This is a genomic window from Streptomyces sp. NPDC020845, assembly GCF_044334165.1.
Taxonomy (GTDB): domain Bacteria; phylum Actinomycetota; class Actinomycetes; order Streptomycetales; family Streptomycetaceae; genus Streptomyces.
The window spans coordinates 91,584-105,689 of record NZ_JBIRSJ010000011.1; the positions used below are offsets into that span (position 1 = coordinate 91,584).

The window sequence follows — 14,106 nt, forward strand, 5'->3', positions numbered from 1 at the left end:
TCGCCGCCGTACGGTTGTCGCCGCCGTACGGTTGTCGCCGCCGTACGGTCAGGGCTCGACCGGCTCCAGCCCCTTCGTCTCGGCGGTCGCCGCGCGCAGGGCGGGCGCCGCCCGTTCGAAGTAGCGGCGCAGCACCCGCAGTTCGTCGTCGTCGAAGCCGTCGAAGACCTCGGCCATACGGCGGCGGGCCGGGCCGAACGCCTTCTCGTCCGCCTCCTCCGGCACGGGCACGGCGGCCACCACGACCCGCCGCCGGTCCACCGGGTCCGGCCCGCGGCGCACCCAGCCCGCCCGCTCCAACCGGTCGACGAGGCGGGTGGTGGCGCTCTGCGACAGTCCGATCCGCTCGGCCAGCACGCCGGTGGTGAGCGGGCCCGCGAGCTCCAGCGCGTTCAGGGCGTACAGGTCGGTGGGGTTCTGCCCCAGGGCGTCGGCGGCCGCCTGTCCGTGCAGTACGACGGCGGTGAGATAGCTCCGGTAGACGCCCGCCAACTCCCCGAGCAGCGGCCCGCGTTCTTGGTCGCGTTCTTGTCCGCGTTCTTGGTCGCGTTCCTGGTTTCGTTCCTCGTCGCGTTCCTGGTCGCGTTCCTGGTCGGCCATGGTGTCGCGCCCCTCTTCCGTCATGTCGTCCCACGCCCCCTTGCCAACTTCATGCACGTCTGCATATATTGCATGCACGCAAGCAAGCTTACCAGCGCCGGAGGAACACCCATGACCACCGCCACCACCGAAGACATCGCGACCACCAACACGGCTGCCGTCCGCGCCCTCTTCGAGGCCAACAGCCGGGCCTGGGGCGACACCGAGGCGTTCGCCGACACCTTCACCGAGGACGCCGACTACGTGACCTTCTTCGGCGGTCACATGACCGGCCGCGACGGCATCGCCGACGGACACCGCGGACTCTTCGAGGGCGTACTGAAGGGCTCCCGGCTCTACGCCGAGATCGACTCCCTGTCCTTCCCCGCCCCCGACACCGCCCTGATCCACTCGCGCGGCGCGGTCCTCAAGGGCAAGCGCACCAGGCCCTCCGCACGGGCGATGTCGGTGCAGACGTACGTCATGACGCGCGGCACCGACGGCCGCTGGCTGATCCGCGCCTTCCACAACACCCGCCACCGCCCGCGCGTCGAGGCCTTCAGCAACTGGCTGGCCAACCGGTTCGGCCCCAACGGGAGGTGACCCAACGGCCCGACGGCCCGACGGCCCAACGGCCCGACGACCGCCGAGGCGCCGGAGCGCCGGGACGCTCAGAACCCGCGCCCGCCGACCGCCGTACGCCCCACCACCGCGCCCAGCTTGCGCAGCCGCCGCCAGTCCATGGGCGGCTTCACCGCCGGGACGCCGGGCCGGGCCCGGGGGACCCGTACCCGCAGCGCGCCGGGCGCGATACGGCAGCGCACCGGGACCGACACCATCAGCGCCTCGCCGTCCACGCCGACCTCGATCTCCTCGCGGTCGGCGTCCACCAGCACCTCCTGGGCGGTCCGCACCGTCAGCCCCGCGGCCTTCCGGCCGCGCAGCAGCCCGGCGGCCTGGGCGGCGTTGTCGACCTTGACGCCGAGGACGCCGAGCCTGCCGGAGTTCAGCAGCTCGCGGCGGCCGAGCCCGGCCACGTCGCCGGTGCGGTACGGGTTGTTGCTGACCAGCAGGGCCTGGGGAGCGGGGATCTTGACCCCGTCGGCCTGCGCGATCATGCGGGGGCCGCGCTGGCGGGTCAGCAGGTCGGGCAGCAGCTCCAGGGTGGTGCGCACCTTGTCGTCGCGGTAGGCGGGGCTCTGGACGACCGCCGCGTACGCGCCGAAGGACGCGTTGTTGACGAAGGGATGCTCGTTCGCGTAGCCGAGGTCGACGCGGAGTTCCACGCCGTCGGTGAGCGCGTCCAGACAGGTCGACGGGTCCTCGCGGTCCAGGCCGAGGTCCAGCGCGAAGTGGTTGCGGGTGCCCGCGGAGATCACCAGGAAGGGGAGTCCGCGCTCCACCGCGACGGCCGCGACCAGCGCCTGCGTACCGTCGCCGCCCGCCACGCCCAGCAGATCGGCGCCCGCGTCCGCCGCCTCCCGGGCCAGGGCGGCCACGTCCTGCGGATGGTCCGGGTCGAGCAGCACCACGCGCGCGCCCAGCCGTTCGGCCTTCTCCTTCAGCCCGAACCGCCCCACCTTTCCGCCGCCGGAGCGCGGGTTCATGATCAGGAAGGGGTTCCGCGGCGCGGGGGTCTCGTACTCCGGCACCGGTACGGCGCCATAACCGGTGCTGCGGATCGCGGCCCGCCCCGCCCAGACCGCCACCCCCCACAGCCCCAGGGCGACCATGACCACCCACAGCAGGTTCCGCGCGTCGTAGAACCCGATCACGGTCAGCGGCGCCGCCACCGCCAGAACGGCCGCCGCGATCCGGATCACGCCGCGGCGGGTCAGCACCCACCAGACAGAGGCCGCGGTCACCGCCATGCCGCCGAGACCGACCACCAACAGGATCAGGCTGGCGGTCCCGGCGAAGATCATCGGCAGCAGTACGCCCAGCGCGGCGGCGGCCAGGGACAGCCGTGCCGACCAGCGCTGCGCGGCGTGGGCCCCCTCGTCGGGATCCAGCACCATCGGCCGTCCCCGGCCCGGCATACCACTCAACGGCGTTCTCGACTCTCTCTCGACAGCGCGTCATGGTAGGCCGTACGGCGGGCCGTTCGTACCCATCCGCGCCAAGAGCATGTCCGCGTCACTCCGGAGGACGGAAAGTCGGTGGTGTGAGGTTCAGTCGGCTGAGGTTCAGTCGGCTGAGGTCGAGTCGGCTGAGGTCGACTCGCCCAGGGCGGCTCAGGCGGCAGCGGGCCCGACCGTACCGACCGTACGGGCGACGAGATCGCGCCAGCCCGCCTCCAGCCGCTCCAGCGCCATACCGCGCTGCCGGATCAGATGGTGGATGAGCGCGGGCTCCAGGTAGCCCATCAGCGTCTCCGCCAGCAGCTCCACATCGCCATCGGCCCGCGCCTCGCGCAGCAGCATGGTGATGTGGGTGAGCCGGACCTGGCGCGGGGCCACGGCCAAGCGGCGGCCGGCGGGCGGATCCCCGGCCAGGTAGAGGTCGAGATACGCGAACATGTGCCGGAGGGTGGTCACCCCGAACGCCGCCAGCCGCTCAGCGGCCGGGGCGCCGGGCCCGAGCGGGGGCGGGCCGGTGAGAAACGCCTGCTGGTAGGCCTGCTCGGAGTGGTCGAGCAGGGCCTGGAGCAGACCGGTGCGGTCGCCGAAGCGCCGGAAGACCGTCCCCTTGCCGACCGACGCGGCGCAGGCGACCGCCTCCATGGTCAGCTTCTCCACCCCCTGCTCGGCCACCAGCCGCACAGCCGCCTCCAGCAGCCGGGCCCGGTTGCGTACGGCGTCGGCCCGCATCGGGGGCGCCTGGCCGGCCATGGGCAGCAGCGGCCGTCCGGCCACGTCCGCGGCGGATGCGGATGACGCGGCGGGAGGGGGAGGGGGCTGGGACGGCGCTGACGGATTCATGATGGGCCATCGTAGCGGACCACGGTCCGTTTAGATTAAAGTGGACCGCGGTCCGATTATCTGGTACAACCTTCAACTAATGAGGTCCGCACCGCGGGCGCCTATCGATCTTGGAGAACTCATGTCTGTTCGCATCCTCGCCCTGGTCGGCAGCCTCCGTGCCGGCTCGACCAACCGCCAGCTCGCCGACACCGCCGTGAAGCTCGCCCCCGAGGGCGTCGAGATCACGATCTATGAGGGCCTGGCCGAGATCCCCTTCTACAACGAGGACATCGACGTCGAGGGGTCCGTACCCGCGGCGGCCGCCAAGCTGCGCGCCGCGGCCGGTGAGGCCGACGCCCTCCTGTTCTTCTCGCCCGAGTACAACGGCACCATGCCGGGCGTCCTGAAGAACGCGATCGACTGGCTGTCCCGCCCGTACGGCGCCGGCGCCATCTCCGGCAAGCCGGTGGCCGTCGTCGGCACCGCCTTCGGCCAGTACGGCGGTCTGTGGGCGCACGACGACGCCCGTAAGTCCGTGGGCATCGCCGGCGGCACCGTTGTCGAGGACATCAAGCTCTCCATCCCCGGCTCCCTGACCCGCTTCGCCGAGCAGCACCCGTCGGACGACGCCGAGGTCACCGAGCAGCTGACCCACGTGCTCGCCCGCCTGACGAAGGAAGCCGCGGCCGCGAAGGCCTGAGCCCCGAATCCCCCCAGCGGGCCCCGTCGACCGAACGCGGTCGGCGGGGCCCGCTCGCCGTACGGGGCCGTTACGCTGCCGCCGAGACAACGATGCCGCCGCATCCAACCAGCGGGAGCACCCGTGGAATTCATCCACCACACCGACGGCGAAGCCCTGAGCTGCGCCGCCTTCGAGCCCACCGAGCCCGCCTCATCCGCCACCGCCCGCGGCCGCGTGGTGATCATGCACGGGGCCGGAATCGGCAGCAAGGAGCGGAGCATCCCGCTCGCCCGCGACTTCGCCGCGGCGGGCCACCCCTCCCTCGCGTTCGACTTCTCCGGACACGGGGACAGCTCCGGAAAGCTGGAGGAGCTGAGCCTGGAGCGGAGGTTCCGTCAGGCGCTCGGCGTCATCGAGGCGTTCGCCCCCGACGGCGGCCCGCTGGCGCTGGTCGGCTTCAGCATGAGCGGCCAGACCGTCGCCGATCTGACCTCGCACCTCGGCGGCCGGGTCGAGGCGATCTGCCTGTGCGCACCGGCGGCGTACGGACCCGAGGCGTGGCCGGTGCCGTTCGGGGACGGCTTCACCGAGCTGATCCGTCGGCCCGGGAGCTGGCGCCCCAGCACGGTCTTCGACGCGCTCGGCGCCTTCACCGGCCGCTCCGTCCTGGTCGTCCCCGAGCGCGACGAGGTCATCCCACCCGAGGTCACGGCCGGGATCGAGCAGGCACTCCGGACGAAATCCCGATTCTCCAAGATGGTCCTGGACGGTGCCGACCACCAGCTCGGCCGCTGGCTCTCGGACCACCCCGAGCACCGCGCCCGCCTCGTGGATCTGTGCACCCGGCCGCACGACCCGGACCACACCGACCTGGCGCGGGCCTGAACCTCGACAACCGCGGCAACCTCGACAACCTCGACAACCTCGACAACCTCGACACCGACCCCGGTCAGAGGCGTTGACGCCACGGGCGTAGTGTCCGAGCCTCGACATCAGCAGGACGAGGGGGGCGTGGCCATCCATGGCGACGGACGATGCCGTACGCGGCTGCACGGGTGTGCTGGTCATCGGCACGCGCGGCCCCGCAGGCCCCGGCGAGGTCCTGGTACGGATCAGAGGCGGCTCCGAAACCTTCCTCGCCTGGTCCGACGAGCCCTTGCCCAAGGGGGCGTCCGTGCTCGTGATCGACTGCCGCGGCACGCGCCAGGTCGATGTCGTCGAGTGGGCTGATCCGTTGAACGCGTTGGCCGGCGGGGCCGGCAACGCCGGCTGAGGAGACGAAAATGTTCGGTTACCGCGTTCCCGCCCCCGACGAGGCGATGCTCATATCCGGTGGCAGGCGAGGCCAGGGGGGTGCGCCGTTCCGTGTGGTGACCGGGCACGGCAAGTTCGTACTCCCGGTCTTCCGCAAGACCCGGTTCCTCACGCTGGCGATGTGCGAGGCGGAGGTCGCCGAGAAGTGTGTCACCAAGCAGGGCATCATCCTGACGGTCCGCGCCGTGATCGCCTTCAAGGTCGGCAATGACACCGAGAGCATCGTCAACGCGGGCCAGCGATTCCTCTCCGACCAGGACCAGATGTCCGTACTGACCGGCCGGATCTTCGCCGGGCACCTGCGCGCCATCATCGGCTCGATGACCGTCGAGGAGATCATCACCGAGCGGCAGAAGCTCGCCACCGAGGTTCTGGACACCTCCAAGACCGAGATGGCGAAGATCGGTCTGATCGTGGACTCGCTGCAGATCCAGTCCATCGACGACGGAGACACCGGCTACATCGCGGCGATGTCGGCCCCGCACAAGGCCGCCATCCAGCGCCAGGCCCAGATCGCCCAGGCCCAGGCCGCACAGGCCGCAGCCGAGGCAGAGCAGGCCGCCGCGCGGAAGCAGGCCGAATACGCCCGGCAGACCGCCGTGGTCCAGGCCGAGTACTCGGCAGAGGTGGACCGCGTCCAGGCCCAGTCCTCGCAGGCCGGACCGCTGGCGGAGGCCCACGCACAGCAAGAGGTGCTCGCCGCCCGGACCGAACTGGCCCAGCGCGCGGCCGACCTGCGCCAGCAGCAGCTCGTAGCCGAGATCGTCAAGCCCGCCGAAGCCGAGGCCGAGCGGATCCGGGTGCTGGCGCTGGCCGAGGCGGAGCGGATGCGGATCCAGGCCGAGGCCGCGGCCTCGCACGGCCGGGTCGCGCTGGACCGCATGCTCATCGACCAACTGCCGCAGATCGTCAAGGAGGCCGCCTCCGGGCTCTCCGGAGCCAATGTCAACGTCCTCAACGGCGCCGACGGACTGGGCGAGATCGCGGCGGGCCTGGTCGGACAGGGCCTGACGATCCTGGACTCGGTACGGCGCAACCTGGGTTCGCCCGACGGCGGTGCGGAGAAGAGTGGCGGGACCGGGGGCGGCAAGGTCGAGATCCGCTGAGGGCCGACGGCCGGACGGCTACGTGTCGTCCGGCCGCCGTACGTCAGCACATCTGGTAGTCCCGCCGGTCCGGGAACGTCACCCGGTTGAGATTGCACCGGTGCGGCGCGGCCCCCGCACATCGCGCATGCTCCCGCAACGCGACGCTGACCAGGCACAGCAGCACATCCGCGTCCCGCTCGTTGTCCAGGTGCACGGTCACCCACTGCGAGTCCGGCACCAGCCGGATCGCCGTCGACCGCCCCAGGTGGACGGCCAGATGCCGGATGGCCGGTTCGGTAAGGTGCAGGTCAGCGTCCCGGTCGGAGTGGAAGTGCACGATCTCGCACTCCGCCGTCCGCACCGCCCGGCCCATGCCACAACAGGCCGGGCCTACGTCGAGGTCCGGCCAGTCCCGCAGTCGCTCCATGGCTCGATGCGCCACGCTCACGGATACATCCTCCCCCGGTTTCCCGGGGGCTCACCCTCGCGTTGCCCGACCGTAACCATCCGATGTGACAAGCCGATTGGGCTCGTACGGCCGAGGGCGCCGACGGCTCGGGCGAGCTGCCCGGCAAGGAAAAGCGGTCCGCGAGGTTCCTGATCTGCGCCGAGCTGGGCAGCCCGGCATATGTCGTGGTGCTCCCCCGGTAGTGACGGACCGGGAGAGCGCCGGGAGGGGCTGCCGGGACCGATTCCCGCGTCCCCTCCTCATCTCGTCATAGGGTAGAGACCCCCAACCACTCATCAATTATCTGCCCGTCGGGCTTGAACGAGTAGTCGAGCTGCTTCACCGTCGGCGCCGGGTTGGGAAAGTAAAGGTGCCCGCAGATGGAAGGACTCGAGTGGTAGTGCCCGCTCGACATTTCCACCACCCATGACGCGCAGTAGAAGTCAAAGGGCGTCAGATCTTCCACGTAGCCCGTGACGTGCCATCACGGCGAGCGCGCGCGGAATTAACTTCATTTGACGGTCTCCCATGTCTCGATGACAGGAGCGGAATAATATCCGCCCACTTACAGCCATCGGAAGAACCACATTCAACGCTTTTCGACTTGACTTCTGGGCCTCTGGGCTTCTGAGCTGCTTCGCTGTCGCCCACATCGCTTGAATTCGCACCCCGGATTTCCGCAGAACTGCCGGTTATCGCCGGCACCGCAAATGACCAGTAAGCGCGCGTTTCGGGGGTTGATGCAATAAGTGACACCCGCGGGGCGACTCGGACAGCGCTCCACGAAGGACGAGGGTTGTGACGCCGCGGCCTCCTTGCTACTCTGCGGTAGCAGGGAGCGTTGGAAAAACAAACTTACCGCCCTCGCTGAAAGAGGAGGCGATCGCCATGCGCGACGCCGTCATCGTCGAAGCCGTCCGCACCCCCATCGGCAAGGGCAAGCCCGGCGGCGCGCTCGCCGGGGTGCATCCGGTGGAGTTGCTGGCGCATACGCTGGGCGCCCTCGTCGAGCGGAGCGGGGTGGACCCGGCCCTGGTCGACGACGTCATCGGCGGCTGCGTCGACCAGGTCGGCGAGCAGGCCATGAACCTCACCCGGTACGCATGGCTCTCCGCCGGTTTCCCCGATACGGTCCCCGCGACGACCGTGGACCGGCAGTGCGGGTCCTCGCAGCAGGCCGTGCACTTCGCCGCGCAGGGGGTGATCTCCGGGGCGTATGACCTGGTGGTGGCCTGTGGGGTGGAGTCCATGAGCCGGGTGCCCATGTGGTCGAACGTACCGGAGGGCGTCGATCCGTTCGGGCCGGGGATCGCGGCCCGCTACCCCGAGGGCCTGGTGCCCCAGGGGATCAGCGCCGAGCTGATCGCCGCCAAGTGGTCCCTGACGCGCGACCAGATGGACGAGTTCGCCACCGCGTCCCACCAGAAGGCGGCCCGCGCGACCGCCGAGGGCCGGTTCGCCGCCGAACTCGCGCCCCTGACGGCTGACGGGCGCACGGTGGACACGGACGAGTCCATCCGGCCCGCCACCACGCCCGAGGTCCTGGCCGGACTACGGCCGGCCTTCGCCGACCCCGGGTTCGCCGAGCGGTTTCCGCAGATCCAGTGGTCGGTGACGGCGGGCAACAGCAGCCCGGTCAACGACGGCGCCGCCGCGCTCCTCATCACCACCAGCGAAACCGCGGCCCGCCTCGGCCTCCGCCCCAAGGCCCGGCTCCACAGCTTCGCCGTCACCGGCTCGGATCCCCTGCTGATGCTCACCGGCGTCATCCCCGCCACGGAGAAGGTGCTGCGCCGCGCCGGGCTCGACCTCGCCGACATCGACCTGTTCGAGGTCAACGAGGCATTCGCCAGCGTGGTCCTCGCCTGGCAACAGGAAACGGGCGCGGATCCGGAGAAGGTCAACGTCAACGGCGGCGCCATCGCGCTCGGCCACCCCCTGGGCGCCAGCGGCGCCCGGCTGATGACCACCCTGGTCGGAGCCATGCGCGAGCGCGGCGCGCGGTATGCGCTGCAGACCATGTGCGAGGCGGGCGGGCTCGCGAACGCGACGGTGCTGGAAGCCATCGGGTAGGTCGTTGTAGGTCGTTTGGTCGGGGGCTCGCCCGCGGTGCTGTGCTCATGTGGTGTGCGGTGGGCGGGCGCCCCGGGGCTGTGTCGTTTCCGGTGTTGCTCGCCGTCGGTTTCCCCCAGAATGAGTTGCTGGGGGAAACCGGGGGCCTTCGTCACGCCTGGCGGGACGCCCCGTCCGGCCATACGACGTCCACGGGCAGGCCCGCCTCACGCGCCTCGTACACCACGTCTGCCGTGCCGCCGCCCTTGCCGGTCGGCGGCTGCCCGTTCCACACGGCCACAAAACGTTCGGCTCGCTCCAGCAGTACGGCGTTCGCCGCTTCGTACGCCTCGCGGTTCGCCGTGGCATGCGGCATCACCAACACCTCGTCCGCCACGTCCATGAACCGGTCGAAGGTCGCCGCGTGGTCCGGCTTCACCTTCGCCTCCCGGTAGTCCCGCGACGGAACCACCACGACCAGCCGCCCACCCGCGGCCAGGACCGCGTCCGCGAACAGGCTGTCGCTGCCTCGCGCGATGCACGACACGCCTACCAGGCTGGAGGGGTCGTACGCGGCGAGGGCCCTGGCCAGTTCCTCGCGCACCAGCGGTACGGAGTCCTCAGTGATGTCCATGTGTCCGGTCACGGCGATCGTCGTCATCGTCGTATCCACCTCGTCATGCGGTCAGCAGGCTCCGGATGCTACAGCGGACATCGACCCCGGCCCGGGGCACGCCGTCCGTGGCTTCACCGCCGAGGGCGTGCGATCAGCCGGATGTCAGGGCCTGATCGCGCGACGTCCAGCAACTCGCACCGCAAGATGTCTTCCATGGTCTCGATGGTGCCGCCCTGGAGCGCGCTCTTACCGCGGCCGAGGAGCGCGGGCGTGTCGCTCTCCTTCCCAAGAGTGAACGGCCCGCACATGAGAAGGGTTTCGCCTCATACTCTGGCAGTGACGAGCTGGACTGAGAGGGGCACGGCCATGCCATCTGACGCTACCCCGAACCCGCTGGACCACCCGCTGGACCACCCGCTGGTCTTCGGCCAGCGGATGCAAGTCCTCCGCACCCGCCGAGGCATGAGCCGTACCGTCCTCGCCGGTCTCCTCGACAAGTCCCCGAGCTGGGTCAAGCAGGTGGAGAACGGCGCTCTCCACACGCCCGGACTTCCGATGATTTTGCGCATCGCCGAGGCTCTACGCGTCCGCAACCTCGCTGAGCTCACTGGTGACCAGACCATGCCCATCGATCTCTTCGTCGGCCCCGGTCACGCCAAGCTGCCTGCGGTGCGCGCCGCGATTGACGCGTACCCCGTCGCCGACGATCGCGAAGCGCCCTCGGCCGCGCATCTGAGTGCACGCCTCGAACGCGCTTGGTCAGCCCGCCATTCCGCACGCAACCACCGCGATGTGATCGGCGGTCTCCTGCCGAATCTCATCCGGGATGCACAGCTCGCCGTACGCCAGGCCGACCGTGCCCCCGAACGGCGAGCGGCTCAAGCGGTGCTGTCCGAGGTCTACTCCCTCAGCCAGTTCTTCATCGCGTACCAGCCGGACTCCGCCCTTCTGTGGCGCGTGGCCGAACGCGGCATGGTTGCTGCTCAGGAGAGCGAGGACCCGCACGCCATCGGCATGGCCGCCTGGCTCACCGCCCAGGCCCACCGCGACAGCGGCCCCACCCACTTCGACGCAGCCGACGCCGTGACTCTGGAGACCCTGCGCTACCTCAAGCCGCTACTGCCGGACGCGTCGGACGACGTGCGCGCCATCGCGGGCGCGCTGCAGTTCGAGGCCGGATACACCGCCGCACGCCGCGGAAATACCGGTACCGCGTGGAGCTACTGGGACACCGCAAGCAAGGTGGCCAAGCGGCTGCCTGCCGACTACTACCACCCCATGACGTCGTTCTCCCGACCCATCATGGGGGCGCACGCGGTCACCGTCGCCGTCGAGCTGCATGCGGGCCCGGAGTCCGTACGGCAGGCCGCGAAGGCCGACGCCGAGGCGATCCCGTCACGACCTCGGCTGGCCCGGCACCGGATCGAGGAGGCTCGGGGCTACCAACTTGACGGGCAGCCGGAGACGGCGCTGGCAACGTTGGACAAGGCGTACGAGGCCGCGCCAGAGACGATTCGCTACAACGGCTACGCGCGCCGCATCGTCTTGGAAGAGACGGAGGCGAAGTCTCCGGAGCGTCGCTGTCGTGCGGCCGCACTGGCCGTGAAGATCGGCGTACTGGCCACCTGAACCCGCGTTCGAGGGGCAGAATCTCTGCCCCTTCCCCGCCCCCGGCGCTCTTACGGTCGGTAATCACCTGATCACCGAAAACGTCGGGGGCTCCCGTGGAGACGACGAACACCGGCCCGGTCCTGCCATGGACGCCGCCGAGCGGCCGTAGCGCACAGCTACAACCCGCTGGCCAATCGTGGGATGTCGTGCGCGTCCCACGCTTCATCGGCAAACCGGCCCTGGAATCGCTCGGCGGAGCCACGGGCGCGGTCATTGAGAACCCGATCGACCGGGTGCTGTACTGGCTCATCGAGCCGGGCGCCGCCACCGAGTGGGACACGAGCCTGCTGCCCTCCGTCCAGGTGTGGGGAGCGACCGCCTACATCGAGGTGCCACCGGTGGCCCGCACGACCGGGCCCGGCGTCCACTGGCACGTACCGCCCCGGCACCCCCGGCACCTCACCGACCCGCCCGCTCTCCTCGCCGCGCTGAAGATCGCCACCAGCGCGGCACTCGGCCCACGCGAGGGGGCCACCCGGTGACCGAGTGCTGCTATCGCTGCGACAAGCCCACCCGCGAACCGATCACCGTGCTGCGCGCGTCGGCCTCCGGGCCCGGCTGCCTGCGGCACCTGTGCCCGGACTGCAACCGCCGACGGCCGCACCCCGACGCCGACCTGTACGCCGTGCTCGTCACCCTGCAGCGCGAGAGGTACGCGACGTGACCGTCCAGGTCGGCAACCGGCGGATGTCCCCGTGCTGCGCGCAGTACACGGCCGAGCCCGACACCACACCCGACGAGATCCACACCTTCTGCAAAGGGCCCGGCGAGGTACGCGCGGCACCCATACCGCCCGCGACCGTTGGCGCGCTCATCTTCACCGTCCGCTGTGACTGCGACTGCCACAAGGCGGACGCCACATAGACCGGTGGGCCGCTGGTGGCCCACCTCACCCTCGCCCCGGCCTCCCGCTTGCAGGCCAGTGGGCCGGGACGAGGACCGCGCAACCGCGCGGGGGACACCCCTGCGCAACTCAACAACTCACAGGAGGCCCTATGCGATTACAGCATGCCGCCCGTCAAGACCGCGAAGGCGGCGACAGCATGCCGGACACCGACGCCCCGACACCCGGCGGCCAGACGCCCGGCGACTCGGACGACGGGCGCCAGTACGCGCGCTAGCCAGACCGCGGCCCCGTCCTCAGACCGCCCCCGCCGTGGGCGGGGCCGCTCCCACCACGCAGGAGCCCCATGACAGCACCACCCATGCCCGACCACTGGCACTGCTACCGCTGGACCGGAGAACGCCGAACCTACGACGACGAGTCCGCGCGTCGGCCGCCCCACCTCATCGCCCAGAACATCCCACCCCACGAGTGGAAACAGATCGCAGCCGCCAGCCCCGCCTTCATGGCAAGCGACGTACCACCCCTGGAGGTACCGCACTGGCTGCTGCGACCAGCCAGAACGATCAAAGCCACCTTCCAGGAACCGCAGAAAGCCACAGCCTGGTACCGAGACCAGGTCACCGACCTTGCCCCCACCTTCATGGCCCACCACGACAAAAATCCCACCCGGCAAGCCGAACGCTTCGCCGCCGCCGAAGACCGGCTCAGCTGGGGCGGGGACGTCGTCGGCGGGTGGTATCTGCGGGGGACAGGATTCGCCTCGGTCCAGGTGGTCGCTTGCAGCGCGAACCGGACCCGCCCGACCATCCCCTGCCCCGTACTCCCCTAGCTACCGCCGGAAGATCCCACCGGATGCCTCGCCCGGAACGCCGATGGCCCCCGCGGGGGCGGGGGCCATCGGGGCGGGAAGCCGGGGGGAGGCGGCTCCCCGGGTCTGTGGGCCGGGTTGGTCGGCCGGTCGTCAGCTGGGCGAGCGGGCTGAACGGGTCAGCTGGGTGCGTTAGTCGAGGGCGTTGGACAGGTCGCTCTGCCAGTAGGTGACCTGGGCGGTGTCGTCGATGTAGACGGAGCCGCCGGGGAGTTCGACGGACTTGGAGTCGTCGGAGCCTTCGAGGAAGACCTCCAGGGAGGTGGCCTTGTAGCCGTTCTGGCCCGAGCCGTCGGCGGAGGAGGTGCGGATTCCGGCGTAGGCGGTCTCGCCGGGGGCGAGGGTGACGACGGCCTGCGGCTTGCTGTCCTCGTAGACCGGGGTGGCGGCCTGGGCGTCCTCGCCGAACTTCAGGACCGGGTAGCCGGGCATGTTGCAGTCCACGCCCGCGTGGTTGTTCACCTCGAGCACCATGTAGTTCACCGGCCGCTGAACCGACTTGACGCCGACCGTCAGCTTGTTGATGTCACAGGGGCCGATCTCCTGCTCCGAGTTGTCGGAGCCGCCGGAGCCGCCGGAGCCCTTGGCGCCGTCCTTGGAGGACCCGGCCTCCTGGGCACCGCCGCTCTTCTTCCCGTCGCTCGCGCCGCCCGTGGCGTCCGACCCGCCGGAGGTCTGGTCGGCCGGGGCCGAGCTCGGGCTGTCCGCCTTGCCCTCGTTCTTGGTGCCGGTGCCCTCGTTGCTGTTGCAGGCGGTGAGGGTGAGGGCGGCGACCGCGGTCAGGCCGACCGCGGCCAGACGCAGGGTACGGGCGCGGCGGGCGGTGAAGGTGGTGATCGACATGGTGGGTTCCCCCCAGATGGACTTGGCCGTTTCCGGTGTGTCTTTCTCGGTACGGCTCAAGCCTCTCGTCCTCCGCTGTCGTGCCACTGCCGCCCGGCTGCCGCGCCGCTAACGTCCCACTAACGTCCTGCCCTCACTGCTATGACGCAGCTCACCAGGAAACGGTGACAGGGTGTTGTCGCGGACGGCTGCGAC

General features: G+C 70.5%; 18 protein-coding genes. 12 read left to right on the top strand and 6 right to left on the bottom strand.

Annotated features, from left to right (window positions below; translation table 11 throughout):
* Nucleotides 1-48: 48 nt before the first annotated feature.
* On the bottom strand, nucleotides 49-624 hold the full coding sequence (locus ACH4U7_RS28960; RefSeq protein ID WP_398530756.1) for a MarR family winged helix-turn-helix transcriptional regulator: 576 nt from the start codon (nucleotides 622-624) through the stop codon (nucleotides 49-51).
* An 87-nt stretch (nucleotides 625-711) separates the two neighbouring features.
* On the opposite strand from ACH4U7_RS28960, the gene ACH4U7_RS28965 reads away from it, so the two are divergent.
* Entirely contained in the window at nucleotides 712-1,182 is a 471-nt protein-coding gene (locus tag ACH4U7_RS28965; protein ID WP_398530757.1) for an SgcJ/EcaC family oxidoreductase, read from the top strand.
* A gap of 68 nt (nucleotides 1,183-1,250) precedes the next feature.
* Here ACH4U7_RS28965 and ACH4U7_RS28970 read toward each other — a convergent pair whose 3' ends face one another.
* Both ACH4U7_RS28970 and ACH4U7_RS28975 read right to left on the bottom strand, forming a co-directional pair.
* The gene (locus tag ACH4U7_RS28970; protein ID WP_398530758.1) at nucleotides 1,251-2,597 is read right to left on the bottom strand and encodes a diacylglycerol/lipid kinase family protein; all 1,347 of its coding nucleotides are present in this window, start codon (nucleotides 2,595-2,597) and stop codon (nucleotides 1,251-1,253) included.
* Between the two features lie 216 nt (nucleotides 2,598-2,813).
* Nucleotides 2,814-3,500, bottom strand: a complete 687-nt coding sequence (locus tag ACH4U7_RS28975) for a TetR/AcrR family transcriptional regulator (RefSeq protein ID WP_398530759.1) — start codon at nucleotides 3,498-3,500, stop codon at nucleotides 2,814-2,816.
* Nucleotides 3,501-3,621: 121 nt separating this feature from the next.
* On the opposite strand from ACH4U7_RS28975, the gene ACH4U7_RS28980 reads away from it, so the two are divergent.
* The 4 genes from ACH4U7_RS28980 (at nucleotide 3,622) to ACH4U7_RS28995 (ending at nucleotide 6,584) form a co-directional block, all read left to right on the top strand.
* Nucleotides 3,622-4,182 (top strand): NAD(P)H-dependent oxidoreductase, encoded by a 561-nt coding sequence (locus tag ACH4U7_RS28980; RefSeq protein WP_398530760.1) that lies wholly within the window; start codon nucleotides 3,622-3,624, stop codon nucleotides 4,180-4,182.
* A 123-nt stretch (nucleotides 4,183-4,305) separates the two neighbouring features.
* Nucleotides 4,306-5,049: an alpha/beta hydrolase gene (locus tag ACH4U7_RS28985; RefSeq protein ID WP_398530761.1), complete on the top strand. Its 744-nt coding sequence runs from the start codon at nucleotides 4,306-4,308 to the stop codon at nucleotides 5,047-5,049.
* Nucleotides 5,050-5,185: 136 nt separating this feature from the next.
* Nucleotides 5,186-5,437 carry a hypothetical protein gene (locus tag ACH4U7_RS28990; protein WP_385621976.1) on the top strand — a complete coding sequence of 84 codons (252 nt, stop codon included), beginning with the start codon at nucleotides 5,186-5,188 and terminating at the stop codon, nucleotides 5,435-5,437.
* Nucleotides 5,438-5,447: 10 nt separating this feature from the next.
* On the top strand, nucleotides 5,448-6,584 hold the full coding sequence (locus ACH4U7_RS28995; protein WP_398530762.1) for a flotillin family protein: 1,137 nt from the start codon (nucleotides 5,448-5,450) through the stop codon (nucleotides 6,582-6,584).
* Nucleotides 6,585-6,627: 43 nt separating this feature from the next.
* Here ACH4U7_RS28995 and ACH4U7_RS29000 read toward each other — a convergent pair whose 3' ends face one another.
* Nucleotides 6,628-7,014 carry a luciferase family protein gene (locus tag ACH4U7_RS29000; RefSeq protein ID WP_385621972.1) on the bottom strand — a complete coding sequence of 129 codons (387 nt, stop codon included), beginning with the start codon at nucleotides 7,012-7,014 and terminating at the stop codon, nucleotides 6,628-6,630.
* Nucleotides 7,015-7,902: 888 nt separating this feature from the next.
* Here ACH4U7_RS29000 and ACH4U7_RS29005 point away from each other — a divergent pair.
* Nucleotides 7,903-9,087, top strand: coding sequence for a thiolase family protein (locus ACH4U7_RS29005; RefSeq protein WP_398530763.1), 1,185 nt, complete (start codon nucleotides 7,903-7,905; stop codon nucleotides 9,085-9,087).
* Between the two features lie 151 nt (nucleotides 9,088-9,238).
* Here ACH4U7_RS29005 and ACH4U7_RS29010 read toward each other — a convergent pair whose 3' ends face one another.
* Nucleotides 9,239-9,727 carry a hypothetical protein gene (locus ACH4U7_RS29010; protein WP_398530764.1) on the bottom strand — a complete coding sequence of 163 codons (489 nt, stop codon included), beginning with the start codon at nucleotides 9,725-9,727 and terminating at the stop codon, nucleotides 9,239-9,241.
* Nucleotides 9,728-10,048: 321 nt separating this feature from the next.
* Between ACH4U7_RS29010 and ACH4U7_RS29015 the strand changes: the two genes are divergently transcribed.
* From ACH4U7_RS29015 to ACH4U7_RS29040, 6 genes are all read left to right on the top strand, one after another.
* Nucleotides 10,049-11,311, top strand: a complete 1,263-nt coding sequence (locus ACH4U7_RS29015; RefSeq protein ID WP_398530765.1) for a helix-turn-helix domain-containing protein — start codon at nucleotides 10,049-10,051, stop codon at nucleotides 11,309-11,311.
* Between the two features lie 188 nt (nucleotides 11,312-11,499).
* Complete coding sequence (locus ACH4U7_RS29020) at nucleotides 11,500-11,835, top strand: hypothetical protein (protein WP_398530766.1); 336 nt, start codon at nucleotides 11,500-11,502, stop codon at nucleotides 11,833-11,835.
* The gene (locus tag ACH4U7_RS29025) at nucleotides 11,832-12,017 is read left to right on the top strand and encodes a hypothetical protein (RefSeq protein ID WP_398530767.1); all 186 of its coding nucleotides are present in this window, start codon (nucleotides 11,832-11,834) and stop codon (nucleotides 12,015-12,017) included. The genes ACH4U7_RS29020 and ACH4U7_RS29025 overlap by 4 nt, the downstream gene beginning before the upstream one ends.
* On the top strand, nucleotides 12,014-12,217 hold the full coding sequence (locus ACH4U7_RS29030; RefSeq protein WP_398530768.1) for a hypothetical protein: 204 nt from the start codon (nucleotides 12,014-12,016) through the stop codon (nucleotides 12,215-12,217). The genes ACH4U7_RS29025 and ACH4U7_RS29030 overlap by 4 nt, the downstream gene beginning before the upstream one ends.
* A 131-nt stretch (nucleotides 12,218-12,348) precedes the next feature.
* On the top strand, nucleotides 12,349-12,474 hold the full coding sequence (locus ACH4U7_RS29035; RefSeq protein WP_398530769.1) for a hypothetical protein: 126 nt from the start codon (nucleotides 12,349-12,351) through the stop codon (nucleotides 12,472-12,474).
* 69 nt (nucleotides 12,475-12,543) lie between these two features.
* A complete protein-coding gene (locus ACH4U7_RS29040; RefSeq protein WP_398530770.1) occupies nucleotides 12,544-13,029 on the top strand; it encodes a hypothetical protein in 486 nt (161 codons plus the stop codon).
* 171 nt (nucleotides 13,030-13,200) lie between these two features.
* On the opposite strand, the gene ACH4U7_RS29045 is transcribed toward ACH4U7_RS29040, so the two are convergent.
* Nucleotides 13,201-13,911, bottom strand: coding sequence for a DUF4232 domain-containing protein (locus ACH4U7_RS29045; protein WP_398530771.1), 711 nt, complete (start codon nucleotides 13,909-13,911; stop codon nucleotides 13,201-13,203).
* Between the last annotated feature and the right edge of the window lie 195 nt (nucleotides 13,912-14,106).